Source organism: Pseudomonas sp. TE3644 (assembly GCF_056278815.1).
Window position 1 is genome coordinate 6978810 of record NZ_JBWBQF010000001.1, and the last position, 25910, is coordinate 7004719.

Annotated in this window: 21 protein-coding genes; all 21 read right to left on the reverse strand. The window is 64.4% G+C overall.

Annotation, left to right across the window (positions count from 1 at the left end):
- Position 1: 1 nt before the first annotated feature.
- Positions 2–1837, reverse strand: a complete 1836-nt coding sequence (locus ACZ9GA_RS31180; protein WP_457358281.1) for an alpha/beta hydrolase family protein — start codon at positions 1835–1837, stop codon at positions 2–4.
- Complete coding sequence (pqqE, locus tag ACZ9GA_RS31185; RefSeq protein ID WP_457358279.1) at positions 1803–2963, reverse strand: pyrroloquinoline quinone biosynthesis protein PqqE; 1161 nt, start codon at positions 2961–2963, stop codon at positions 1803–1805. The genes ACZ9GA_RS31180 and pqqE overlap by 35 nt, the downstream gene beginning before the upstream one ends.
- Positions 2935–3210, reverse strand: coding sequence for a pyrroloquinoline quinone biosynthesis peptide chaperone PqqD (gene pqqD / locus ACZ9GA_RS31190; RefSeq protein WP_457358277.1), 276 nt, complete (start codon positions 3208–3210; stop codon positions 2935–2937). The genes pqqE and pqqD overlap by 29 nt, the downstream gene beginning before the upstream one ends.
- Positions 3207–3962: a pyrroloquinoline-quinone synthase PqqC gene (gene pqqC / locus ACZ9GA_RS31195; RefSeq protein WP_027980314.1), complete on the reverse strand. Its 756-nt coding sequence runs from the start codon at positions 3960–3962 to the stop codon at positions 3207–3209. The genes pqqD and pqqC overlap by 4 nt, the downstream gene beginning before the upstream one ends.
- Positions 3963–3972: 10 nt before the next feature.
- A complete protein-coding gene (pqqB, locus tag ACZ9GA_RS31200; protein ID WP_027980315.1) occupies positions 3973–4884 on the reverse strand; it encodes a pyrroloquinoline quinone biosynthesis protein PqqB in 912 nt (303 codons plus the stop codon).
- A gap of 84 nt (positions 4885–4968) precedes the next feature.
- Positions 4969–5040 (reverse strand): pyrroloquinoline quinone precursor peptide PqqA, encoded by a 72-nt coding sequence (gene pqqA / locus ACZ9GA_RS31205; RefSeq protein ID WP_008365141.1) that lies wholly within the window; start codon positions 5038–5040, stop codon positions 4969–4971.
- A gap of 172 nt (positions 5041–5212) precedes the next feature.
- Positions 5213–7666: a pyrroloquinoline quinone biosynthesis protein PqqF gene (gene pqqF / locus ACZ9GA_RS31210; protein WP_457358275.1), complete on the reverse strand. Its 2454-nt coding sequence runs from the start codon at positions 7664–7666 to the stop codon at positions 5213–5215.
- A 396-nt stretch (positions 7667–8062) separates the two neighbouring features.
- Complete coding sequence (locus tag ACZ9GA_RS31215; protein WP_457358273.1) at positions 8063–9139, reverse strand: polysaccharide biosynthesis/export family protein; 1077 nt, start codon at positions 9137–9139, stop codon at positions 8063–8065.
- Positions 9140–9194: 55 nt separating this feature from the next.
- Positions 9195–10607: an undecaprenyl-phosphate glucose phosphotransferase gene (locus ACZ9GA_RS31220; RefSeq protein ID WP_457358271.1), complete on the reverse strand. Its 1413-nt coding sequence runs from the start codon at positions 10605–10607 to the stop codon at positions 9195–9197.
- A gap of 15 nt (positions 10608–10622) precedes the next feature.
- Positions 10623–11837, reverse strand: coding sequence for a glycosyltransferase family 4 protein (locus ACZ9GA_RS31225; RefSeq protein WP_457358270.1), 1215 nt, complete (start codon positions 11835–11837; stop codon positions 10623–10625).
- A gap of 39 nt (positions 11838–11876) precedes the next feature.
- Positions 11877–12983, reverse strand: coding sequence for a glycosyltransferase family 4 protein (locus ACZ9GA_RS31230; protein ID WP_457358268.1), 1107 nt, complete (start codon positions 12981–12983; stop codon positions 11877–11879).
- A 30-nt stretch (positions 12984–13013) separates the two neighbouring features.
- Positions 13014–14318, reverse strand: coding sequence for a hypothetical protein (locus tag ACZ9GA_RS31235; protein WP_457358266.1), 1305 nt, complete (start codon positions 14316–14318; stop codon positions 13014–13016).
- Positions 14319–14325: 7 nt separating this feature from the next.
- Complete coding sequence (locus ACZ9GA_RS31240) at positions 14326–15648, reverse strand: hypothetical protein (RefSeq protein ID WP_457358264.1); 1323 nt, start codon at positions 15646–15648, stop codon at positions 14326–14328.
- Complete coding sequence (locus tag ACZ9GA_RS31245) at positions 15617–16864, reverse strand: glycosyltransferase family 4 protein (RefSeq protein WP_457358262.1); 1248 nt, start codon at positions 16862–16864, stop codon at positions 15617–15619. The genes ACZ9GA_RS31240 and ACZ9GA_RS31245 overlap by 32 nt, the downstream gene beginning before the upstream one ends.
- Entirely contained in the window at positions 16861–17862 is a 1002-nt protein-coding gene (locus ACZ9GA_RS31250; RefSeq protein WP_457358260.1) for a glycosyltransferase, read from the reverse strand. Before ACZ9GA_RS31250 ends, ACZ9GA_RS31245 begins: the two co-directional genes overlap by 4 nt.
- A gap of 462 nt (positions 17863–18324) precedes the next feature.
- On the reverse strand, positions 18325–18828 hold the full coding sequence (gene rfaH / locus ACZ9GA_RS31255; RefSeq protein WP_457358259.1) for a transcription/translation regulatory transformer protein RfaH: 504 nt from the start codon (positions 18826–18828) through the stop codon (positions 18325–18327).
- A 57-nt stretch (positions 18829–18885) separates the two neighbouring features.
- Positions 18886–21096, reverse strand: coding sequence for a polysaccharide biosynthesis tyrosine autokinase (locus ACZ9GA_RS31260; RefSeq protein ID WP_457358257.1), 2211 nt, complete (start codon positions 21094–21096; stop codon positions 18886–18888).
- 120 nt (positions 21097–21216) lie between these two features.
- Entirely contained in the window at positions 21217–22146 is a 930-nt protein-coding gene (locus ACZ9GA_RS31265; RefSeq protein ID WP_457358255.1) for a glycosyltransferase family 2 protein, read from the reverse strand.
- Positions 22143–23660 (reverse strand): oligosaccharide flippase family protein, encoded by a 1518-nt coding sequence (locus ACZ9GA_RS31270; protein WP_457358253.1) that lies wholly within the window; start codon positions 23658–23660, stop codon positions 22143–22145. The genes ACZ9GA_RS31265 and ACZ9GA_RS31270 overlap by 4 nt, the downstream gene beginning before the upstream one ends.
- Positions 23661–23665: 5 nt before the next feature.
- Entirely contained in the window at positions 23666–24775 is a 1110-nt protein-coding gene (locus ACZ9GA_RS31275; RefSeq protein WP_457358251.1) for a DegT/DnrJ/EryC1/StrS family aminotransferase, read from the reverse strand.
- Positions 24776–24815: 40 nt separating this feature from the next.
- Positions 24816–25586: a hypothetical protein gene (locus ACZ9GA_RS31280; protein WP_457358249.1), complete on the reverse strand. Its 771-nt coding sequence runs from the start codon at positions 25584–25586 to the stop codon at positions 24816–24818.
- Positions 25587–25910 lie beyond the last annotated feature (324 nt).

The following is a 25910-nucleotide window of genomic DNA, read 5'->3' on the forward strand; positions in this document are numbered from 1 at the left end:
ATCACCCCTCAAGCACCCGCCGATAAAACCCCCACTCCTGCTCCAGCGCATGCGCCAGATTCGTCGCCTTGCGGAACCCATGACGCTCATCCGGGTAGTAATGCACCTCGGCCGGCAGGCCGTTGTCGTGCAGGGCCTTGAGCATGTCGTGGGTTTGCTGGGGCACCACCACGGCGTCCAGTTCACCCTGGAAGAAGATCACCGGCACCTTGATGTTGCTGGCGTGGAGCAGCGGCGTACGCTCCCGGTAGCGGGCTTCGTCGCGCTGGGGGTCGCCGATCAGCCAGTCCAGGTAGTCGCTTTCGAATTTGTGGGTGGCCTTGGTCAGGGCCAGCGGGTCGCTGACGCCGTACAGGCTGGCGCCGGCGCGGAAGACGTTGTGGAAGGCCAGGGCGCACAGGGTGGTGTAGCCGCCCGCGCTGCCGCCGCGGATGAAGGCCTGGGCCGGGTTGATCAGGCCGCGGGCGGCCAGGTGGCTGACCACCGCGCAGGCATCTTCCACGTCGGCTTCGCCCCAGCGCAGGTGCAGGGCCTGGCGGTAGGCGCGGCCATAGCTGCTGCTGCCGCGGTAGTTGAGGTCGGCCACGGCGAAGCCGCGCTGGGTCCAGTACTGGATGCGCGAGTCGAACACCGGGTAGCAGGCCGAGGTGGGGCCGCCGTGCACGAATACCACCAGCGGCGGCTGGCTGTCGCCGTTCATGGCCGGGTAGAAGAAGCCGAAGGCGTGGCTGTCACCGCTGGCGTAGCGCAGCGGTTGCGGGCGGCTGATCTGGTCGGCGGGCAGGGGCAGTACGCCGCCAGCCAGCACGCGGGCGTCGCGGGTACGCCGGTCGATGGCGATCACCGCCGGCGGACAGGTGGCCGAGGCGGCGATGGCGTAGATGCATTGATCATCGATGGCCAGGCTGCGGAAGCGGCTGAAGTCGCCGCTGTAGTCTTCGATCAGGCCGTCGGGCTGGCCGATGCCCAAGCGGGCGAAACCTTCTTCGAACCAGGTGGCCAGGTAGCGCGCGCCCGGCAGCGGCAGCAACGTGCAGGCGCCCAGTTGCCAAGGGGCACCGGCGTGGTCGGCCGGGCGTGAGGGCAGCAGCTGCCAGCCATCAGCGGTCTCGCCCCATGGCTGCCAGAACCCGGCCAGGTCGGACAGGCAATAAAGGCGGCCTTCGCCATCGAAGCGGGGCTGTTGCAACGACTGTTCGTGGTCGCCGCCCAGTTGAACCGGCTGGCCCCACTGCCCGGAAGGCAGGCGCTGGCACACCATCAAACGGGTCACGGTCCACGGCTGATGCGGCCGGCTCCATTCGATCCAGGCCAGGCGCTGGCCGTCGCGGCTCAAGGTGGGGGAGGCGTAGAAGTCGGCGCCTTCAGCCAGTACGTGGCGCGAGCCATCAGCCAAGGCAATGCTGACCAGGCAATGGTCAACGTGCTCGCTGCCATGGCTTTCTTCCACGGCCAGCACCCGATCGTTGGCCGCTTCGACGCCGCCATAGCGCAGGGAACCGTGGGTCAGTGGACGCGGAACTGAGCCGACAAAGTCCTGGAAATAAAGCTGCTGGTCGCCTTCGTTGACGAAGACCAAACCGCCCTCGACCAGGCAAAACGAGCCCCCGCCGTATTCATACACGCGACTGCGCACGCTGAAGCCATCCGGCGTCAGGCAGCGCAGTTGCCCGGCCTGCCAGTTCCAGATGCGGCAGGCCGCCTCCTGGGGGCGGAATTCGTTCCAGAACAGCCCGCCAGGGCCGACCGCAAGCTCTGCAAAGTCGGTACCGGCGGCAACGGCCTGGGCGGCGCTGAACAGGTCAGGCCTTGGCGATGATTCTCGAGTTTCGTTCATTACGGAAGGCCAGTTGTTCGATGGTCTGCGTGGCAGTCTCGGACTCTTCACGGGCCTTGAGGATGATCCCGTGGTCCGCCGATTTACTGCACACGGGGTCGGCATTGCTGGCATCGCCGGTCAGCATGAAAGCCTGGCAACGACAGCCACCGAAGTCCTTTTCTTTCTCGTCGCAGGAGCGGCACGGCTCGGGCATCCAATCATAACCGCGGAAGCGGTTGAAGCCGAACGAGTCATACCAGATGTGCTGCATGCTGTGCTCGCGCACATTGGGGAACTGGATCGGCATCTGCCGCGCGCCATGGCAGGGCAGGGCCGTACCGTCCGGGGTCACGGTGAGGAAGATGCTGCCCCAGCCGTTCATGCACGCCTTGGGTCGTTCTTCGTAGTAGTCCGGGGTGACGAAGATCAGCTTGCAGGGGTTGCCCTCGGCCGCCAATTTTTCCCGATACTCGTTGGTGATGCGTTCGGCCCGCACCAACTGCTCCCTGGTGGGCAGCAGGCCCAGGCGATTGAGCTCGGCCCAGCCGTAGAACTGGCAGGTGGCAAGCTCGACGAAGTCGGCTTCCAGGGCGATGCACAGCTCGATGATGCGGTCGATCTTGTCGATGTTGTGCCGATGGGTGACGAAGTTCAGCACCATCGGGTAGCCGTGGGCTTTCACGGCGCGGGCCATTTCCAGCTTCTGCTTGAACGCCTTCTTGGAGCCGGCCAGCAGGTTGTTGACCTGCTCGTCGCTGGCCTGGAAGCTGATCTGGATATGGTCCAGGCCGGCCACCTTGAAGTCGGCGATCTTCTGTTCGGTCAGGCCGATGCCCGAGGTAATCAGGTTGGTGTAGAACCCCAGCTGACGCGCCTCGTGGATCAGCTCGGCGAGGTCCTGGCGCACCAGTGGCTCGCCACCGGAGAAACCGATTTGTGCAGCGCCCATTTTCCGGGCTTCACGAAATACCTTGAACCATTGCTCGGTCGTCAGCTCCTTGCCCTGGGCAGCGAAGTCCAGGGGGTTGGAGCAGTACGGGCACTGCAATGGGCAGCGGTAGGTCAGCTCGGCCAGCAGCCACAGGGGCAGGCCGACCGCAGGCGTGGCCGGCAGCTCAGGCAAGTTCGATCCAGTGCTCTGCACGAGCGACCTCCATGAATTGCTCGATGTCGTCACCGAGCTCAGGTACGCCGGGGAACTGCTTGTCCAGCTCGGCGATGATGGCAAAAACGCTGCGCTGGCCATCGATCAGGCCGCCGATGGCGCTGGCGCTGTCGTTGAGCTTGATCATCCCTTCAGGATAGAGCAGCACGTGGCCTTTCTGTGCCGGCTCGTACTGGAAACGGTAGCCGGGGCGCCATGTGGGCGTCAGGTTGCGATCAAGACTCATAAGGCTATCCCCTTGTGCCAGACACGCTGGTCGGTAACGCTGTGGTAGGGCGGACGGTTGAGCTCGTAGGCCATGGTCATGGCGTCGAGCATGCTCCACAGGATGTCGAGTTTGAACTGCAGGATTTCCAGCATGCGCTGCTGGCCTTCAGCCGTGGTGTAGTGCTGCAGGGTAATGGCCAGGCCATGCTCCACGTCACGCCGGGCCTGGCCCAGGCGGGTGCGGAAGTATTCGTAGCCGGCCGGGTCGATCCACGGGTAGTGCTGCGGCCAGCTGTCCAGGCGCGACTGGTGGATCTGTGGGGCGAACAGTTCGGTCAGCGAGCTGCTGGCCGCTTCCTGCCAGCTGGCGCGGCGGGCGAAGTTGACGTAGGCGTCAACGGCAAAGCGCACGCCGGGCAGCACCAGTTCCTGGGAACGCAGTTGGTCCGGGTCCAGGCCCACAGACTGGCCCAGGCGCAGCCAGGCCTCGATGCCGCCGTCCTCGCCAGGCGCGCCATCGTGGTCCAGCAGACGCTGAATCCACTCGCGGCGCACTTCGCGGTCCGGGCAGTTTGCCAGGATCGCGGCATCCTTCATGGGGATGTTGACCTGGTAGTAGAAGCGGTTGGCTACCCAGCCCTGAATCTGCTCGCGGGTGGCGCGGCCTTCGTACATCGCCACGTGATAAGGGTGGTAGATGTGGTAGTAGGCGCCCTTGGCCCGCAGGGCCTGCTCGAATTCGGCGGGGGACATTGCCTTGGCGTCGGTCATGGTCACACTCCTACAGCTCGATGCTCATGCCGTCGAAGGCCACTTCGACGCCACGACGGGTCACTTCGGCGCGCTCGGGCGAGTCTTCGTCGAGGATCGGGTTGGTGTTGTTGATGTGGATAAGTACCTTGCGCGGCTTGCTCAGGCCGTCCAGCACTTCCAGCATGCCGCCGGGGCCGTTCTGGCACAGGTGGCCCATTTCACGGCCGGTACGGGTGCCCACGCCACGGCGCTGCATCTCATCATCGTCCCACAGCGTGCCGTCCACCAGCAGGCAGTCGGCGTCGGCCATGTGGCCCAGCAGCGTGTCGTCGACCTGACCCAGGCCCGGGGCGTAGAACAGCTTGCCGCCGGTGCGCAGGTCTTCCACGCGCAGGCCCAGGTTGTCGCCCGGGTGCGGGTCGAAGCGGTGCGGCGAGTAGGGCGGCGCGGCGCTGCGCAGCGGGAACGGGGTGAAGCGCAGGTTCGGGCAGGCCGGGATGGTGAAGCTGCCTTCCAGTTCGATGCGGTTCCACTGCAGGCCGCCGTTCCAGTGGCTGAGCATGTTGAACAGCGGGAAACCGGTGGTCAGGTCCTGGTGGACCATGTCGGTGCACCACACCTGGTGCGGGCAGCCTTCGCGCAGGCTGAGCAGGCCGGTGGTGTGGTCGATCTGGCTGTCCAGCAGGATGATGGCGTTGATGCCGGTGTCACGCAGGGCGCGGGCCGGTTGCATGGGCGCAAAGCCCTGCAGTTGGGCACGGATGTCGGGCGAGGCGTTGCACAGGACCCAGTGCACGCCGTCATCGGACAGGGCGATGGACGACTGGGTGCGCGCCTTGGCGTTCAGGGTGCCGTCGCGGTAGCCCTTGCAGTTCACGCAGTTGCAGTTCCACTGGGGGAAACCGCCACCGGCGGCAGAACCTAGAATCTGGATGTACATGGGAGGCCTGTGACGTCTGACTTCAAAGGGGAAAGCAAAAATAAAAACGCCCCGGCTGACCGAGGCGCTGTACCGCGATAAAAATCAACGGCTGGCGAAGTACATGGTGACTTCAAAGCCGATGCGCAGGTCGGTGTAAGCTGGTTTGGTCCACATAGGATGGCTCCTTCTGGGTGATGGATGGAAGTGGTGCTGGTACAACACATTAGAACCACCTCCGTGGGGAGATGTTCGTATGCTTAGGGCACTATCTTACTAAATTCCCATGTACTGAAACGTTAAATTGCATTAACGGTGCTGAGAAAGCTCGTTACAGCCTGCGTAAAGATCATTGTGCCACTTGCCAGGATTCATCCACGGCAGGGCCATTGGCCAGGCACAACCAGCCAGCTTGAGCCTCCAGCAACTGGCCGATGGCCTGCTGCAACGCGTCGCTGCGCAAGCGCCCGAAGGCCTTGCGCAACTGATCGATGAAATCGGACGAGTGGCCGCCCAGCCGGGCTTGCCACAGGCTTTCGGCTGCCTGGCCGAGCTCCATGTCGCTGAGGCTGGTGCGGGCGGCCAGGTCCCGGCACTGTTGGCTCAGGGTGTTGCCCGACTGGGCACGCACCAGGGCGGGCAGGGTGTGCAGGAATGCCTGCAGGTGCTCGAGGATCTCGGCCATGGGCGTGCTGGGGGACTGCACGCCGAACAGCAGGCCGGGGCGCCCTGCTACCTGGCGGAAACCGCTGAACACGGCGTAGCCCAGTTGCAGTTCGACCCGCATGCGCTGGTAGAACGGCGACTGGCACAGCTGCGCCAGCAGCTGCCAGGCGGCCTGGTCGATGATCTGCTCGCCAGCGGCCGGGCAGAACAGCAGCAGTGCCTGCTCGCCGGAATCGGTGGGCACCTGGCTCCACGTACGGCCGTGCAGGGGCAGCGGCGGCTGGCACAGGGCGGTGTCGGCGTGGCCGGGCATTTTCGCCAGGGCCACGTTCAGCGCCTGGGTGGTGGCCGGGGTGAGGCCCAGGGCCATGCCGTCCCAGCGGGCGTCGTGCCACAGGCGCTGCAATGCGGGAGGCTGCAGTTGTTCGCCGCGGCCGCGCGAGGGTGGCTGGTAGTAGCCCAGGCTGTGCTCGGGCAGGCGCTTGAGCAATTCGCGGATAGGGATCAACGGCGCGGGAGCATTCAGCTGGCCCAGCTGGCGCCAGGTTTCCGGGGCCGGATGGACAAGGGTCTCCAGGGCCTGTTCGACCAGGGCGGGCATGGGGTCCTGCACACCACACAGGCGCAGTTGCCAGTCATCGCCCAGGCTGGTGAAGCTCAGTTGCACGCCCGCCTGGCTGGCTTCCTCGCGAAGCTTGGCCAGGCTGTGATCAAGCATGCGCCACAGGCCGGCCCGTTGCGCCGACTTCACCCGCCAGCGCAGGTACAGGCAGGCCTCGTGACCGGGCGGTTGCGCTGTATCGATGATATCCAGGCACGCCGGCGTGGGGACGGGTTGCGCCGGGCGGCGGCTGGGGCGCAGGAAGCGGTTGCGCTGCGGCAGGCGCCATTTGACGTCGCTATCGGCACCGCTGCGGGTGAGCGGGCCGTGCAGGATGGCATCGGCGCGCAATTGGCCAAGGATGGCCCGCAGGGCAACCAGTGCATCGGCACTGACGTGGGTAACGCCCCCCTGACCGAAGTGCTCGCTGTCGCGGCGCACCAGTTCCAGGGCGGTGCGGACCAGCTCGCGGCGCTGGCGCAGCAGGTGGTATTCGTCACACAGGCCTTGCCAGTCGTCGTGGGACTGGAAGAACTCCAGCCAATCCAGGCACAGCTCACTGATCAGCGCCCGTGGCTGTTGGCCGGCGGCGGTGAGCTTGAATTCGATGTTGAGTACCACCTGGCCGTCGAAGTCGTACAGCGGGGTCAGGCTCAGGGTTTCCACCAGGCCACGGCGTTGCAGTTCGGCCAGCAGCCCGCCGGGCTGAGCCGAGACCAGCCAGGTGGCGAGGAAGTCGACGGCCGAGGCGCTGTCGCCCGGGATCTGCTGGCAGGCGAAGACCAGGTTGAGGCGGCTGGGGTCGGCCGGCTCCATCGCTGTTGGCAGCTGGTCGAGCAAGGGCGGCGAGGGCAAGCGTGGGCTGGCCGCGCCGGGGTGCAGCAGGCCGCCGGCCTTTTCGGCCAGGGCGCGCAGTTCTTCCAGTGGTTGGGGGCCAGCCAGGGTCAGGGACATCTGCCCGGCCTGGTAGAAGCGCTGGTAGAACGCCAGAAGGCTGTGCTGAAACGCCTCGCGGGGCACCGGCAGGCTGTAGCGGTTGCCGGCATGGAAGGCGCGCAGCGGGTGACTGGCAGCCAGCGGCGCGGTCAGCCATTGCAGATGGCGGGCCTGCGGGTCGCGGGACCAGGCGATGAATTCGGCATGCAGCACTTCGCGTTCGCGCAGCTGGTCTTGCCGGTCCAGGCGCGGGTGGGCGAGCATTTCGCACAACCTGTCCAGCGCGCCGGGGAAGGACTCGGTGGGCAGTTCGAAGAAGAAGTCGGTGGTGCGCTCGCGGGTGCTGGCGTTCAGCTGGCCCCCGTGGCGCTGGACGAACGGCATCAGTGCGTGGTCGCCGCTGTAGCGCGTGGTGCCGAGGAAAAACAGATGTTCCAGGAAATGCGCCAGGCCAGGCCAGGCCGGGTCCACGTCGTGGCTGCCGGCGGCCACGCGCAGCGCGGCGGCGGCGCGTTTGAGACGCGGATCGTGGCGCAGTTGCACGCGCAGGCCGTTTTCCAGCGTCAGCAGGGCGAATTCGGGTGGGGCGACGTCCGGCATGAGGGTTCCAGTGGCATTGCGATACCAGCCTAATGCTAGCGGATCTTTTGCCAGGGATATAACGCAAAAAAGCCCGCCGGGCGGCCGGCGGGCTTTTTTGGAGATTGTTGGGGGGGCGGGTGCATGTCTTTGGGCGGGTGGTGTGCTTGCGATCGCGCGCCGCCCGCGCGGCGCTTCCCGGGCAGAGCCCGGTCCTACGTTTGTTTCGGGCCAGTTATGTCTGGAGCATCACCTGGTCCGCTTTGTTTTTTTCACTACAAATCTGTGGTGGTGCGAACAAGGCGGACGAGGTGCCCTCACAGACATAACTGGCCCGAAACAAACGTAGGACCGGGCTCTGCCCGGGAAGCGCCGTGCGGACGGCGCTCGATCTCAAGAGCGCCGCAAAACCCCCGCCTAGTGATTAAACGCCGCCGTAGTCCCTACAACTGTCGCGGACGGCAACAACTGACTGATAAACCGATTCCACCGCGTAATATTCGCCGGCCCCACAAACACCACATCCGACGTGCGCAAATCAAACTGGCGCGCCAACAGGAAAGCCGTCGGCTTCTTGGCATTCAGGTAAAACACCGTCGGCGGCTGACCATTGCCATCCTGCGCCCCGCGGATCACGTAGATCGCCTCGGCATTGGCGGTTTCCTGGGCGATACCACCGGCATTGCCCAGGGCCTCCATCAGGTTGAAGGTGCTGGTGCCGTAGTTCATCACCTGCGGCTTCGGCACCTCGCCCAGTACGTAGATCTTGTTGGCGTGGTCATTCCCCAGGTGCAACTGGTCACCATCCTTGAGGTAGATCTCGTTGAGTTTGGATTCGGTACGGTTCAGGGTGTCGATGTCCATCACGTACTCGTGGCCGTCACGCTTGAGGATCAGGTTGGCCAGGTTGGCATCCGAAGCCTCGCCACCCGCCCGGCTGATGGCGTTGACCAAATTGAGCGGGAGGTTGTTGAGCGACTGTGGCCCGGGGTTTTTCACCGCCCCCGAGATGATCACTTTCTGGCTGTCGTAGGACTGGATGTTGACGTCCACCTGGGCGCCGGTCAGGTACTGGCCCAGTGCTTTCTGCAGGTTGGCGCGAAATTCCGGCACGGTCAGGCCGCCAGCCTTGATCGAGTTGATGTAGGGGTAGTACAGCGTGCCGTCCAGGCGCACCACCCGTGCGCTGGCCTCCGCCTGGGTCTGGTTGCTGGGCGAGTTCAGTTCGGCGTGTTCCCACACGGTGATGATCAGGTTGTCGCCCGGGCCGATGCGGTAATCCCCCGGCCGGTAGTTGAGCAGCGCCGCCGGAATGGGCTGGGGCTTGTAGATGACCTTCTGCTGGTTGACCGTGGTGGAGGTGATGGGCACCACGGTGACCGGGCCCGTGTCCTCGTCCTGGGCGTCGGAGGGCGTCATGTGTTGCCCGGGCGCAAACGCGCAACCCTGCAACAGTGCAGTGAACAGCAAAACACCGAATAGCGATCGCTTCATGGCAAAGTCTTCCTTGGAGAAAGCGTATTTCTCCAGTCTTGGGTCTTGTAGGGGGTCAGAAGGCGTTCTTGTGGATAAAGCCCTTGAACAGGGTCAGCGCGATGATTTTCAGGTCCAGCCAGATAGACCAGTGCTCGATGTAGTCGAGGTCGAATTCGATGCGTTTCTGCATTTTGTCCAAGGTCGTTGTCTCCCCGCGCCATCCATTGACTTGCGCCCAGCCGGTAATGCCGGGCTTGACCTTATGCCGCAACATGTAGCCGTTGACCTGTTTGCGATACTGCTCGTTGTGCGCCACTGCATGGGGACGCGGGCCGACGATCGACATGTCGCCGCGCAGCACATTGAAAAACTGCGGCAGTTCGTCCAGTGACGTACGTCGCAAAAACGCGCCGAACGGGGTCACGCGCGTGTCATTTCGACTCGCTTGCACCACTTCGCTGCCATTTTCCTGGACCGTCATGCTGCGGAACTTCCAGACCATGATCGGTCGCCCATCTAAACCATAGCGTGTCTGGCGAAAAAACACGGGGCCACGCGAGGTCAATTTGATGCCCAGGGCGATCAGCAGCATGGGCACGGCGATCAGCGCCAGGATCAGGCTGGTCACCACAACGTCCTCGAACCGCTTGACCAGCTGGCTGGAGCCATCCATCGGCGTGTCCACCAGACTGATGCTGGTCAGGCCATTGATACTCTCGCTGCGGGCGTGCAGCAGGTCGAACATGAACACGTCGGGAATCAGGTACACCGAGGCGGTGGTATCGCTCAGGCCCTTGACCAGGCAGCACAGCGACGGCTCGCAGCTCATGGCCAGGGTGATGTAGACCTTGTCGATGCGCCCCTCGCGGGCATCCAGCACCAGTTGGTCAAGGCCGCCCAGCACCGGCAGGCGCTTGCCCAGTTCGTCCAGGGCCATTTGTTGGGGTTCATCGTCGTAGAAACCCAGCAGGTGCAGGCCCATCCAGGGTGCAGCGGCGATGGAGCATGCCAGCCGTTCGCCGATCTGCCCGGTGCCGACGATGGCCACCGTGCGGGTATTGAAGCCGCGGCGGCGCAGGGCCTGCAGCGTACTGCGGATCAGCAGGCGGTAGCCGCACAGGCAGAACAGCACCAGGGCGAACCAGGCCATGCGGGTTTTATCCAGCACCACCTCGGGTTTGTTGAACAGGTAGTCGGCCAGCAGCAGGCAGCAAAACGTCAGCGCCCAGTAGTTGAACACCCGCAACAGCTCCCGGGCCACCCGTTCGCCGCGCCACGAGCCATACAGTTGGTGGTATTCGCAGATCCAGTGAAACAGCAGCACCATGGCCATGATGCGCACCCAGGTGTCGCCGTCGTGCAGGCGGCCTTCCATCCAGGCGAACCACAGGGTGATGCCGGTGATGACGGCCAGGTCCAGCGCCCGATGGGCCAGGGACAGGGCCGATTGGTGGGCTTGCAGAATGCCTTTGAGCGGTCGTGCCATGACAATGCCTCCCGGTCACAGGTTTTTCACGCTGGACACCAGCGTGGGGGCCAGCGTGGGTGCCAGGGCCAGGCGCGGTGTGCCGACGGGCACGGGCAGGGCCACCGGCGGGTGTTCTTCGTTCCAGCGCGATTCGACGAACTGGCGCATCTCACGCTCGAAACGCTCGGCCGAGAAGCGTTCGGCATTTTCGCGGCAGGCCTGGGGCGTGATGCGGTGGGCGTTGGCTTCAAAGTCATGGATGCCGGCGATCAGCGCGCCAACCGTCTGCTGGTGGTAGAACACCCCCGTGGGTTGCTCGTGATCCAGGCCATGCACGGTCTCCAGGCTGCCGCCACGGCCGAAGGCGATCACCGGGGTACCGCAGGCCTGGGCTTCCACCGGGCTGATGCCGAAGTCTTCCTCGGCGGCGAAGACAAAGCCCTTGGCGTTGCGCAGGTATTCACGCAGCGCGCCGAACGGCTGGAAGCCCAGCAGGCTGACGTTGCTGGCGCCCAGGGCCTGGCATTTTTCCATCTCGGGGCCGTCGCCGATCACGATCAGGTGCTTGTCGGGCATGGCGCGGAAGGCTTCGACGATCATCGGCACGCGTTTGTAAGGCACCATGCGCGAGGTGGTCAGGTAGTACTCCTGCTTCTGCACCTGCAGATCGAAGCCACGGGTGTCCACCGGTGGGTAGATGACGGTGGAAGGGCGGCGGTAGGCCTTGTCGATGCGCCGGCCGATGAAGTGCGAGTTGGCGATGAACTCGTCCACGGCCGCCGCGGTGCGCTGGTCCCACATGCGCATGTAATGCAGTATCATGCGCGCCATCTTGCTTTTCAGCCCGTGGCTGAGGCCGGCTTCGTTCAGGTACTGGTGCTGCAAGTCCCAGGCATAGCGGATAGGCGAGTGCACGTAGCTGATGTGCAACTGGTCCGGGCCGGTCAGCACGCCCTTGGCCACGGCGTGGCTGCTGGAAATCACCAGGTCGTAGCCCGACAGGTCCAGCTGCTCGATGGCCAGGGGCATCAGCGGCAGGTATTGCTGGTAGCGGGTGCGGGCCTTGGGCAGGTGCTGGATGAAGGTGGTCTGGGCGTGCTTGCCACCCAGGTGGGCGCGGTCTTCATCGCTGAGGAAATCGATGACGGAGAACAGATCGGCTTCCGGCCAGATTTTCAGCAGCGCCGACAGCACGCGCTCGGCACCTGCGTAAGTCACCAGCCAGTCATGGACGATTGCGATTTTCATGGTGCCACCATTTGTTGTTATGCAGGGGGCCAGGCCCCGTTATTTGGGTAGGCCAGCGTTGAGGGGCAGTCCGGCGTGGCTGGGGGGCTGCTGCGCCAGCAGGGCGTCGATGCGCTCGCTGATCAGCCCGGCGGAGTGGTTCCAGTCGAAGCGCGACACGTTGTGCAGGCCCAGGGTGCGCAACTGCTGGCGGATGCACTGGTTGGCCAGCACCAGGTGCATGGCCTGGGCCATGTGTTCCACGTCCAGCGGGTCGAAATACAGGGCGCTGGACTGCAGCACCTCGGGTATCGACGCCGCGTTGGCCGCCAGTACCGGGCAACCGCAGGCCTGCGCCTCCAGGGGCGGGATGCCGAAGCCTTCGTACAGCGAAGGGAAGACAAAGGCGGCGGCGCCCTGGTACTGCAGGATCAGTTCTTCGTCGCTGAGCCGGCCCAGGAAGCGAATACGCGGGTTGTTGCTGGCCAGGCGTTCCAGGCTGGGGTCGCAGAACACCCCGCCGGCCGCGCCGACGATGCGCAGCTCCACCCGCTCATGGCCGCGCAACTGCAGGAAGGCCTTGATCATGCGCGCGAAGTTTTTGTGCTCGCTGGGCGAGGACACTGCCAGCAGGTAGGTCTTGCGGGCACGGCTGGGGATGCCGGGCTGGAACTCGTCGCCCACCGCGTTGGGCACCACCAGGATGCGTTCCTTGGGGAAGCCGTAGAACGCCGAGATTTCACCGCGCGAGAATTCGCTCACCGTCACCAGGTCCTTCAAGTGCCGCAGCAGCACCGGGGTGATCAGCCGGTAGGCGGTGCGGAACGCCCGGGTATAGCTTTGCGGGTGGCGCACGTAGGTGATGTCGTGGTGGCTGGCGATCTGGTTGCGGTACAGCAGCGGCGCGGTGGCGCCCAGCGACACCAGCAGGGGCGAGCCCTGGCGATGCAGGTAGCGCGGCAGGTCCAGTTGTTCCCACAGGTGCCCGGTGCGACGGCCGATCACCTGCACGTTCAGGCGTCGGGCGGTGTCGTGCATCTGAATGTTGTCGGGGCACACGAATACCAGGTCCGGGCGCCGGGCCTGCAGGGCCAGGCTGACCTGTTCGGCGAAGCGCTGCACACCGCGCAGTTCCTGGGTCAGAAAGCGAGCATTGATCACTACCATGGTTCGGTCCTTCAAGGCCTGGCCTTGTGCTCAGCGGGTAAACAGCCAACTGGCGTCACCCAGGCTGATGATTCGAGGGAAATCGTCCAGCGTTATCACCGTGGTGCAGTGTTCTTCCGGTGCCTTGGGGCACAGCCATTGCCCGGCGGCGGTGCGCCCGCGTTCGGGGCGACGGGTGTCGAGCGTCTGCACGTCGCCTTGCTGGCGGCCGTTGGCTTCGATCTTGACCTGGCGCGGGCGGCCCACGGCCCAGGCCACCAGCACCTGCTCGTCACCCTTGGCGAAATTGAGCAGGTAGAGGTTGTCGGCCTGCAGGCTTTTGAGGCTGTCGTAGCGATAGTTGGCCAGCACCGGGGCGATGGCCTTGAGCACCTTGTAGGCCGGCTTGGGCGCAAGGTCGGTGCGCAGCAGGCCGAAGTTGTGTTCGCGCTCGCCGGGGTCGTTGCCGTCGTTGATCAGGTCGTACCACCACATGCCCTTGATGTTGGGGCGCGTCTTGGCCAGGAAGTAGGCACGGGCCAGGTAGCTGGCCTGGGTGTTTTCATCCACCCCGCAAGGTTCGCTGGAGGTCGGCCAGCTCATCTCGGTCAGGTACAGCGGCACCGATTTGCCGGCCAGGCGGGTGAGGCGCTGGTCGACACTGCCCAGCCACTTGATCCAGCTTTCCGGGGTCTTGCCCAGGTCGCCTGCACAGTGCACATAAGGGTGCAGGGACAGGCCGTCGACCTGCCCTGCCACGCCACCTTCCACCAGCCGGTCGGCGAAGCCCTTGGCAATGCCCTCGCTGGTGATGGCGCCAGCCAGGATGCGGGCCTTCGGGTCGTTGCGGCGAATCTGGGCGCTGGTGCTGTTGACCAGGGTCAGGTAGTCGTCGCTGACCTTCCGATCACCCGGCCCGGTCAGGTCCCATTCGTTCCACACCTCGTAGAAGTCGACCGTGCCGGACAGGGCGCGGGTGACGAAGTCCACGTAGACGGCGAAGGCATCGCTGATTGCCGGTGTGCGCGGCAATGCGTTGTTGTCATAGAACTGGTTGCCGTAGTCCAGCACCACCACGTTGCCCATGCGCCGCTCTGTACGGGCGGCCTCATAGGCGCGCCAGCTGGCCGGGATCTGCAGTTGGCCGGGGGCCAGTTCCACGCGGGCCCAGTAGGCGTCTTCGCGTACCGAGTCGATGCCCGCCTCGCCGGCCAGCTGGAACAGTCGCGCCAGCTGGGGCGAGCCATCCTTGAGATGGGTGGCGGTACCAATGATGAACGGCTCGTCGGCCGCCTGCGCGACAGGGCTGAACAGCCCGTGCAGCAGCAGGGCCAGGCAAGATAGCAATGGGCGCATGGTGGGTTCACAAAAGTCGCGAGGGCACATTCAGCGCCGCGTGTCTGGGCAGCCACGGATAGGCCGTACGGGTAACGTTGGCAGGCATGGTTTTGCGGCGCAGGGCCACCGATACCGCCAGCCCCAGGAACAGGTCCGCGACGGCAATCTCGGGAACGTCGGTGGTCCAGCTCACCAGCACCAGGCAGAAACAGATACTCACCAGGGCCCGGGACATGCGCGTGGACTTGTCACGCAGGCGAATCATCAGCGGCAGCATCAGGAAGTAGAGGGCAAGCCCTGCAAAACCAAAGGTGGCCCACAGGTACAGGGCGCTGTTGTCGGCCACGATCGTGGTAAAGGCCGTGTATACCGGGAGGGCGGCCACCGTGCTGCCGACCATGCCGAACCCTGCACCCCACACGCTCCAGCCTTGCACCCAATGCCTGCCGACCACGTTGGGCCAGGTATTGATCAGACGGTCATAGAACGATGACAGGAAGCCGGTCTGCGCAGTGGCCGCATGCGGGTCAAAGTCCATGGTCAAGCCGATCACCGGCAGGATGATGCCGATGGCCACGACAATGGCGAAGACGATGCGGCAACTCAGGCGATGGCGCAGCAGCGGCATCAGCGCCAGGGTGCAGCCGTAGGCCACGGCGGTGGATTTGTTGGTGGTCAGGTAAATGGCGGCCATGCTGGTGGCGAACATGGCCAGCAGCACCAGCCGCGAGCGAATGAAGGCCGTCAGGTACAGGCTGAAGATGGCGATCAGCACCGACAGCGTGGTGGACAGCCGGGTGAAGCCGGCGATGCGGTCCACGCCGTTGGTGGACCACGCCTGGTTGGCGCTGACCTCGGTGTCGCCTACGTTGTAGCTGTAGCCCTTCCACGGCACCGTGCTGTACATGTCCAGTACCAGCCCGGCCAGCGAGGCCAGTAGGCACAGGCCGATTATCCAGGCCAGGGCGCGCTTGCGATGCTCCAGGTGCACGCCGCAGACGAGGCCGAACAGGAACGGACTGTACATGTAGAAGGCAAAGCCGATATTGCCTGGCGCCGCCCCGTTGAGCATGCCCAGTACGGCGGCGATGGCCAGCATCACCAGCAGCACCCAGAAGCTGCGGCTGCCCTTGTAGTTGAGCAGTTCCACGGCAAACAGCGCCAGGCACGCGGCCTTGGCCGGGTACATCAACACTGACAGGCCTGCCTGGTCGAGGAAGAAGCGCAGCGCGCCGCTGAAGGTTTCCACCACGACCAGGCTGATGGCGACTAACAGTACGATCAGCGATTTGCTGACGCCCAGGCGGTACGCGGGTTTAGAGAGGCTGAGAGGCACGCTGGTTTTCATGGTGGGCGCTTCTATTCTGATGGACCTGGAAAAACAGCTGTTGGTAACTGTCGAGCATGCGTTCGATGTCCAGCAGCGGCGCTACGCTGGCCCGGGCCTGGGCGGCCAGTTGCCGACGCAGTTCGGGCTGGCGGTACAGGCGCAGCATGGCCAGGGCCAGCGACTCGGGTTCGTCCGGGTTGCACAGCAGGCCATTGATGCCTTCGCGGATGATTTCCGGCAGACCGCCGCGGTGGCTGGCGATGACCGGAATCGAGTGCGCGCAGGCTTCCACTGCGACCATGCCGAAGGGCTCGTTCCACAGCGACGGCACCAGCGCCACATCGATCTGCCGGTAGAAGCTTTCCGGCGCCTGGTAGCCAACGAAATGAATGTTCTCGTCGCCATCGGCCAGTTGCCGGATTTCCCGCTCGTAGTCCTGCTGCCCGCGCCCGGCGATCTGCAGGGTGGCGTTGAAGGGCAGGCGCTTGAACTGCTCGATCATCCAGCGCACGCCCTTGTGGTCCGAGAGGGTGCCCAGGTAGCCGAAACGCAGCGGCTCGCTGTCGGCCAGGCGACCCTTGGGGCGCTGACGGGGGGCTTCCTCGACGTCGGGGCTGGCGTTGTAGATCACCTGGGCGGTGGCGTTGCGAAAGAACCGCGCGTTCTGCAGGCGCTCCAGCAGAAAGTGGCTTACGCCTACCACCGCATCCACCTGCGAGGAGCGGTCGGCATGGCCCTGGCGCAACGTTGTGCACAGGGTGCACGGGCCGCCGCAGCATTGGCGCTTCTTGAACATCAGGCTGCCGGGGCACAGCAGGTACATGTCGTGCAGTACCTGCACGATGGGCACGCCGGCCTTGGAAATCTCGTCCCACACCGCCACTGACCAGCCGCCCAGGTTGTGGCACACCACCAGGTCGATGTTTTCCTGTGTCATGACCTGCCGCACATAGGCGCGCATGCCCATGTTGTAGCGGTCGCGCAGGTGCCAGCCCAGGCGAGCCAGCGCGTTGGGGCGCTGGTCGCTGAAGTGCCAGTAGGTGTTGAGCACGCCGGCGCGGTACACCTTTACGCCGCGAACTTCATCGTTGCTCAGGCCGGCCTGGGGGCCGGTGGTCAGCACGCATACGTTCATGCCGCGCTGGTGTAACCCTTCGACCGTGCGTTGCAGCACGATTTCAGCACCGCCGCCGATGTTGGGCGAGTACAGGCTGGAGAGAAAAAGCACGTTCATAGGGGGAAGGACTTATTGATGCCAAGGCGCCCGGACTCCCCGTCGGCGATGGCTTGCTGCAGAAGGGCCAGGCGCCGCCGTGCGCCGCGGCGCACGGCCACCAGGTGCAACAGCGTCATGAACACGGCGCGGTTGAGGTGGTACAGCCAGCCCCAGCGGGCCCATACGAATTTGTCGAACCAGGCCTGGTTGCGCGCGGTGTAGTAGGCGCGCAGGTCGGAGTCGCCAAGCAGGAAGGTTTCGTAGATGTTGTTGGTGCGTGCCTTGATGTTCCAGGACTGCTCCAGGTCTTCAAGCAAGGCATCGGTGACCAGGAAGATGTGCCCGCCGCTGGCGGTGATACGACGGGTGTATTCGGTGTCGTCGGCGTACAGGATCATGTCGGCGCGGGGCAGGCCGATGTTCTCGTACATGGCGCGATGGCCCAGCAGGCCGCCATAGGTGGCGAACGGCAGTTTCACCAGGCTGTGATGCAGGCTGTCGGCGTGGGGTTTGCCCCAGGGCAGGCGCCGCCACAGCTTGTAGGGCAACTGGGCGATGTGGAAACCGAAGCAGCTGGAGCGGTGCGGGAAGGCATAACGCCGTGGCACGCCGCTGGCGATGTCGGCCTGGTGGGTGGGGCGAAAGCCCAGCACGGCCACCTGGGCGCGGCCCAGTTTGCAGGAACATTCGGCCAGGCGCAGGTGCAGTGCTTCGATGGCCCCGGGGGTGGGGGCATTATCGTCGTCCATCAGCCAGATGTACTCGGCGCCGGCCTTGAGGGCGGCGTCGATGCCCACGGCGTAGCCGTTGGCCGAACCGGTGTTGCTGGGCAGGTCGATGACCTGCACCTGCCCGGGCCAGCGTTGGGCCAGCGAGTCCAGGTTGGCGGTGGCGGCGTTGTTGACCACGATGACCTGACCGATCTCGGCGCATGCCAGGGAGCGTTCGATCAGCACTTGCAGGTAGCGCAGGCGGTCACCGTAGGTGAGGGTGACCAGGGTTGTCGTGGCGGGCATGGCAGGGTACCCCTGTTGTTATGGTTGTTCAAACTGCTGCTACACCGGACTGACGCCAACCGCACAAGGCTGGCAACTCGATGGATCAGGCCATGGCACGTTGCAAAAGATGTGGGACCGAGCGCAGCTCGGGAAGCGCCGCGCGGGCGGCGCTCGATCTCAAGAGCGCCATAAAATCATCGACATGCGCCTCTGAGCCCCACCGCAGGCCCGTAGCCGCTGCCGCCAGGCTGCGCTGGCCCTTGTGGCCACTGGAGATCTCCAGCCAGGCACAGGGCGAGCGCAGCCTGGCGGCAGCGGCTACAGGGCTTGTCTTGATGTGTGGGGCGCCCTTGAGATCGAGCGCCGCCCGCGCGGCGCTTCCCGAGCTGCGCTCGGTCCCACATCTTTTGCAACGTGCCATGGCCTGTCAGGCCTGGGTCGCCAGCCTTGTTTGCATGGCGTGGCTTCGGTGGTGGTTGCTCAACACACCGGCATCGCCATGCGCGACAGGCTGCTTTTTGGCAGGCTGATGCGCTGCTCGCGCTGCAACAGATTGAGCAAAATCACCGCGCGTTCCTGGCCGTCGTCGCTGAGGAAGATGGCCTGGATTTCGCTGTTGCCGGTGCGCACCATCACCGCTTCGCCCTGGTTGAAGGACAGCGGCGCGGGCGGGGCGGCCAGGCGGCGGCGGATTTGCTGGATCAGGCTGTCGGGTACCGGGCACGGGGCGCCGCCGAAGGCGACGATGCGGCAGACACCGCGCGTGGAGCGGATGGGGTACCAGCTGTCGCCCTGCTCCAGACGGATGAACAGGTAACCGGGGAACAGCTCCTCGTCCGCCGCACGGCGCTGTTTTTCGCTGCTGGTTTTCAGGGGGCGAAAACATTCGAACTGCTGACGCACCAGGTGTTCTTCGGCACGGGCTTCCTGGCGTGGTTTGGTCTGGATCAGGTACCAGTTGGAACTGTCGTCGTAGTAGCTCATGGTCAATCTCTCGCTGGCTGCCCCGGCCTGCGCCGGGGACATTGTCGGGCGCCCGGTTTACTTCTTGCCTGGGCTGTAGTCGTAGGCAGAGCAGTCGTATTCGGCGGTGGACGCCTTGCGTTCGATACCGTTGAAAATGGCGCCCTTGACCAGCACGCCGTTCTGGGCCAAGCGCCGCTTGGCACTTTCCACTTCCTTGGCCGAGCTTTTGCCAAAGCGCGCCACCAGCAGGGTGGTACCCGCCTGGCGGCCCACCAGGGCGGCATCGGTAACCGCCATGATCGGAGGGGTGTCGATCAGCACCAGGTCGTACTTGGGCGACAGTTCACGCAGCAGCTTGTGGAAGTTGTCATGCATCAGCAGCTCGGACGGGTTGGGCGCCGCGAAGCCGCAGGAAATGAAGTGCAGGTTGTCCACCGCGGTGCCATTGATCACCTCACGGTTGCTCAGGCGCGCGGCCAGGGCGTCCGACAGGCCGTGGCGCGGTTGCAGGCCCAGCACTTTGTGCAGGTAGCCCTTGCGCATGTCGGCGTCGATCAGCAGTACCTTCTTGCCGGTCTGGGCGATGATCACCGCCAGGTTGGCGCTGACGAACGACTTGCCCACCGCGGGGCTGGGGCTGGAGATCATCAGGATGTTGTTGCGTGCCTCCAACATGGCGAAGTGCAGGCTGGTACGCAGGCTGCGCAGCGATTCCACGGCCAGCTCGGTAGGTTCGGCGATGCTCAGCAGCTTGGTTTCGCTGGTGCCCTTGCGTGGCTGGCGGCCTTTGTCGAGGCGGTCCTGCAGGCGCGACAGCGGTACCGAGGCGTATACCGGAATACCCAGGTTCTCGATGTCGTCAGGGTTGACGATGCCGCGGTCGAAGGCCTGGCGAATGAAGATGATGGCCACGGCCAGCAGGCCGCCGAGCAGCACCGCGATGGCCACGATCAGTTTCTTCATCGGCTTGACCGGCTCTTCGACGTTGGCGTCGGCCTTGTCGATGATCTGCACGTTGCCGATGTTGCCGGCGCGGATGATGTCCTGTTCCTGGGTCTTGTTCAGCAGTTGGGTATAGGTCTGATTGGTGACCTGTTGCTCGCGGGTCAGGCGCAGCAGTTCCTGCTGGGTTTCAGGCAGGTTGCGGACCTTGGCCTGCATGCTGGCCTTCTGGCTTTCGAGCTGGTTGATCTGGGTGGTCAGCGCCACTTGCGCAGGGTGCTGGCGGGTGTACAGGCGGTCCAGGTCGACACGTTTGAGCTTGAGGTCGGAGATGGACGTATCGGCGGCCACCACCTGGCTGAGCAGCGAAGAGGTTTCCTGGGTGATGTCCACCGACTTGCTGCGCATCTGATAGTCATGCAGAGCGTCTTCCGCTTTTGTCAGCTGGGCGCGCACCAACGGCAGTTGCGAGCGCAGGAAGTCCAGGCGCTGTTCGGCGGCGGCGGAGGTGCGTTGCAGGTTCTGGCGCACGTACAGGTTGCTGACTTCATTGAGCACGCGGTTGGCCTGGGCCGGGTCCGGGTCCTGAAGCGACAGGTAGACGATGCCCGAGTCCTTGCCGGCCTCTACCACCTTGAGTTTGGTCTGGTAGTCCAGTTGGGTGACCAGCGCGCGGTTGCGGGTCAGGGTGAATTCGGTGTCGGGGCGGGCCTGCAGGGTATCGATCTTCAGGCTCACGTCGCTGCCGGTGGCCAGCTCGCCCACCTGGCCTTTGAGCAGCGTCAGGCTGTCGCTGTCCAGCAGGCGGTACTGGCCGCCTTCACCGGCCACCAGGGTCATTTTCTTGCCCAGCAGGTTTTCAGGCACTTCCAGGGTCGAGACCGCAAGTTTCTCGCCGCCCCAGGCGTAGCTGTTCAGGCCCAGCAGCGGGGCTGCCAGCGGTTCGGCCGCCGTTGGCTTGAAGTGACGGGCCATGAAGGCACCGATGCCCGGCAGGTAGTTGGGCTTGTGGACGATGTCCAGGTTCAGCTCGTTGACCACCTGGCCCAGCACCGAGCGCGAACGGATCAGCTCGATCTCGGCTGTGGCCTGGGACACCGCGTTGGGCTTGGTGTTGATCTCTGGGGTGTTGTCCAGGCCGACGCGCTTGGGCTCGATCTGGATCATCACGTTGGCCTGGTAGATCGGCGTGGACAGAATGGCAAACGCCAGGCCCGCCACGGCAAAGGCGCCGACCACGCTGGCAATCAGGCGCTTGTGGTCGAACAGGGTGCGCAGGATGGTTGCCAGGTCCAGCTGAGTATCCTGGTAGTGATCCAGCGAAGAACGCGTCATGGCTGTCATTTTTATTGATCCTCAATACTCAGGTAGGGCAACCCGTCATCGACGCAGCGCCACACATGCCGATCAGAAAACCCGCCCATCGCACGTCGGGGCAGGGCGGTCCACTTGCTCTGTTGCACTTCAGCCCCGTGCCGCGGGTGCGGTGACCCGGCGGAACAGGTTTACGCTGACGTTGCGCGCTACAAGCGCCAGTGCCAGCAGTTTCTGCAGCGGTGAAATGGCCGACAGGGCCAGGCCGAACACCTGCACCAGGCAGTGCTCGTACAGCGCCTGGTTACCGATGCGGAAGTAGTAATTGCCCAGGGCGCTGTAGGTGTGCAGGGTCATCTGCAGCTTTTTCTTGTCCGAGCGCATGGAGAACACCCCGCCGCTGTGCACGCGGTAGGCGGCCGGGGCGATGTCGCCCAGGTACTTGCCCTTGCCGTGGGCCCCCAGCAGCGCCCACCACACCAGGTCGTTGAGCGGGGCGCTGGACAGCTCGCGGGGCAACTCGTGCAGCACGTTGCGCCAGCAGGTGGTGAGGGTGGAGATGGGCCGGCCCTTCATCAGCTCAAGGCTGCTGGCGTCGCGCTGGCCCTTGCCGACCAGTTGCACGCCCTGCACGCCTGTTTCGTTGAAGGCGATGGCGTCGTGATAGGTCATCACGTAGTCCAGGTGGCCTTCCAGGAAGTCCACCTGCTTCTGCAGCTTGAACGGGTCGGTCCAGTAGTCGTCGCCCTCGCAGAAGGCGATGTACTTGCCGCGCGACAGGCGAAACAGCTCGGGGCAGGGGTGCCTGCCCTGCTGGTACTGGTTTTCGGTGTGGAACAGCGGGCGGATGATGCCCGGGTAGCGGCGCGCGTAATCGGCGACGATGGCGGTGGTGCCGTCGGTGGAGCAGTCGTCGTTGATCACTACCTCGAACGGGAAGGTGGTTTGCTGGGCCAGGAAACTGTCCAGGGTCTGGGCCACGAAATTCACATGGTTATAGGTGGGGCAGACAATGCTCAGCAGGGGCTCGCGGGTTGCGCCCCAGTTTCGGGTGATGTCGCTTTCGGGTCTGCTGTTCATCGTTGGGTGCTCATCCGGTTGAAGATCAAAACCACGCGTTGCAGCAAGGGGCGGTAGCTGCCTGCCACCAGCAGCAGGGTGATCAGCCCGCACAGGGCCAGGGCCAGAAACGTTTGCAGGCGGTTATCGCTGCTCAGTGCCTGCACCAGCGGCCGGGTCAACAGCACGCCCAGGGCGCTCATCAGGCTGATGCGCAGCACGTCGTGCACCCAGGCGCCCTGCAGGCCGGGGGCCAGGCGCTGATGGATGAAGGCCGGCCACAGGGCGAACGACAGCAGACGCAGGGCAAACCAGGCGATGGCGGCGCCCAGCGCGCCGTGGTAATGCACGGCCAGGATCAGCACGGGTACGGTGATGGCCGCCGAGATCAGGCTGTACCAAAGGTGCAGTTGCATCCGCCCATGGGCGTATTGCAGGTAGAACTGAAAGCCGCTCAGACTGAGAATCGCGCTGCCCAGGGCGTACCAGAACAGGATCGGCGCCACCCACTCGGCGGCCTGGCGATCACCACTCCAGGCGTAGATCAGTGCGCCGCCATGCACGGCGATAACGGCAGCCATGGGCACGATGAAGGTGGCGACAAAGCGGTGCGCGGCCAGGTACAGGCGCTGCATGTCGGCTTCGCGACCCTCGGCCATCAAGGCGGTCATGCGCGGCAGCAGGGTTTGCACCAGCGGGTTGATCAGCATGACGATGCCGGTGCTGACCAGCGCCACCAGCGAGAAGTAGCCGTAGTCCTTCAGGGTCAGGGCCGAGGACAGCAGCACCTTGTCCAGTTGCGTCAGCAGAATCCACAGCACCGAGCTGCCTGAAAGGCTGGCAGCGAACGGCAGCACCGGCTTGACCAGCGCCCAGTTGAAGCCGCTCAGCCAGCCTGGTGGTGGCAGCCGGCGCCAGGCCTTGCCGGCGAACAGCAGCGCTTCGAGCACGGCCACCAGCACCTGGAACTGGAAGAACACCACCGGGTCCTGGGACACCCAGGCCACCAGTGCCAGGCCGCCGAAGTAGCGCAGGGTGGCCACCAGCACGTTGGCGCCGTTGAGCCAGGCGTGCAGTTCCAGCCCTTGCAGCCCGCTTTTGTACAGCGTGGCGTACAGCCGGCAGGCCACCAGCGGCCCCATCAGCGCCACGCAGTGCGCCAGGGTATCGGGTGCCAGGTGTTGCGCGTTCAGCCACTGCCCGGCGATCCACGGGCTGGCCAGCCACACGCCGAGCATCGACAGCAGGGCCAGCGGCAGAAAGATCAATTCAAAGCAGCGCAGCAGCCAGCCGGACAGGTACTGGCTGTCGGCCTTGCCTTGCTGATGGGCGATCTCGCGCACCAGCGCTGGCGACATGCCGGCATCAAGCAACTGCAACCAGGCCTGCAGCACGGTGTAGAAACCGATCAGGCCGTACACCTCGGCGCCCAGGTGGCCGAGGTAGAACGGCATGATCAGGATGCCCACCAGCAGCGCGTAGGCCTGGCCCAGGTAGCTGATCGTGGTGTTGTGCACCACCGAGCGCTTTTTCATCGCCGTTATACCGCGCGCGCCAGGGACGCATCCTGGGGCTGCTCGCGCTGGCGCAGCAGGGTGTCGATCACCTGGTCCTGCACGCTTCGCTCCAGTCCCGGGTAGATCGGCAGGCACAGGATGCGCTGGCTCAAGCCGCGCGAATGCGGCTGCGCGGCCTGGGGTTGCAGGTAGTCGAGGGTGTCCAGCGACGGGTAGAAGTAGCGGCGCGGGTTGATCCCCTGGGCTTGCAGGGCATCACGCACGGCCAGGGCCTCGGCCTGGTTCTGCAGGCCCACGGGGAAGTAGCTGTAATTGATGTCGTCGCCGGCAAGCACAGTCTGCAGGTCGACATAGCCGTTCAGGCGCTGCTCGTAGTAATGACCCATCTCGGCGCGCTGCTGCAGGATGTGCTCGATATCGTCCAGCACGCACAGGCCCATGGCCGCGGAAAACTCATTGAGCTTGGCGTTGGTGCCCAGGCCTTCGATGCGGTCCACGCCGGTAATGCCGAAGTTGCACAGCTTGCGGATCTCGGCGGCCAGGTTGTCGTCCTGTACCACGATGGCGCCGCCTTCGATGGTGTGGAACAGCTTGGTGGCGTGGAAGCTCAGGGTGCTCGCATCGCCCCAGTTAAACACCGACTGCCCGGCGTGGCGCACGCTGAAGGCGTGGGCGCCGTCGTACACCACTTTAAGGTTGCGGCGCTTGGCGATGGCATCGATACGCTCCACCGCGCAGGGGTTGCCGAACACGTGGGTGGCGACGATGGCGCTGGTGTCGGAACCGATGCGCGACTCGATCTGCTCGGGGTCGATGTTCCAGGTGGCCGGGTCGATGTCGGCGAACACCGGGCGGATGCCTTCCCACTGCAGGGTGCTGCTGGTGGCCACGAAGCTGAACGGGGTGGTCACCGCGCTGCCGCTCAAGCCCAGCGCCCGGTAGGCCACTTGCAGGGCCAGGGTGCCGTTGTTGGTGAGGATCAGGTTGCGCACGCCCAGGTAGTCCTTGAGGCGTTCTTCCAGCTCGCAGCACAGCGGGCCGTGGTTGGTCATCCAGTGCGAGGCGTAGATCAGGTCCACGTACGCCTTGAACTTGTCGATATTGCCCAGATAAGACTTGGTCACGTTAATCATGGAGTTCTCCCGGCAAAAGCCGCAGGGGCAAGGCGCACACTCAGGACAGGGGGGTATCGGTACGGGCGATAACTTTTCGGGCGCGGTGCTGGTTAAGCTTCAATATCAACCGCGTTATAAAGCTGCCGGCGTGCGGGTCACCGAAGTGAAATAACGCCGTGGCGCGCCTGAAGGCCGGATCGCAGGGTTGATTGGCATGTAACGAGCGATAACCCCAGAAGAAGTAAACGTTGCCGGGTACTACCGGCAGGGTGATCGGTTTTAATAAACCTCGATCAATACATGTACTTATGAGCTTTCTGCAAAGTGCATTCTGGAATATGAACTTTTCCAGTACATTGATCATGACCCAGCTGCGCGTGCGGCGCAGGTTGGGGAACAGGATCAGGTCGCCGCGCTCGCTGCCTTCGGTGGGCGTGAAGATGGGCATCAGCAGGGTCAGCAGCGTGGCGTCGTAGTGGAACGCGTTGGACTCCTTGCGGCCGGTGCCGCCTTGCACGCAGCGCAACACCGGAAAGATCTCGTCGCTGGCAGCCGGGCGGCCGCGGCCCTTGGCATGCAGGCGCACCAGCAGGCTTTTGAATGCCGGGGTGTTGCCCAGCTTGGCCAAGGGGCTGCCGGCCAGTGCGGGGTAGCCGTGGTAGGCGAAGTATTGATTGTTGTGGCGGGCAGCCTGCTGGTCGACATAGGCCCGCAACTCCAGCAGCGCCGCCTCGTCCAGCGCATGTTCGAGCACGGCAAAGCCCTGGCGGTTCATGTCATTGACCAGGCGTGTCGAGGTGGCTTCATCAACATCGATAAGAGACGACATGGCAACAGACTCGCTGCGATTTTTTATTGGGAGGGTCGCGAAGGCAGGACGTCGACACAGGTAATTTCAACTTTCGTTCGGCAAAGCTACCGCCAGGTCCGACAGTTACGGCCCACTCGAAAGTTGTTTATCGTTGGACAAAGCTACCGCCCGCTCGTGAAAACAAGCTTGGTGGACAATGCAATGTCAAAAACCCATACAGACCCGAAAGTGTCGGGCCACGGAAATAAATAAGTGTTGGCAGTTGTTTTCAGATACTTCTGGTTTCGCGGCGGCCACCTTCTTTGAAGCGGCTCGGCCCACAACTTTTTGGCGGTGGGTAGA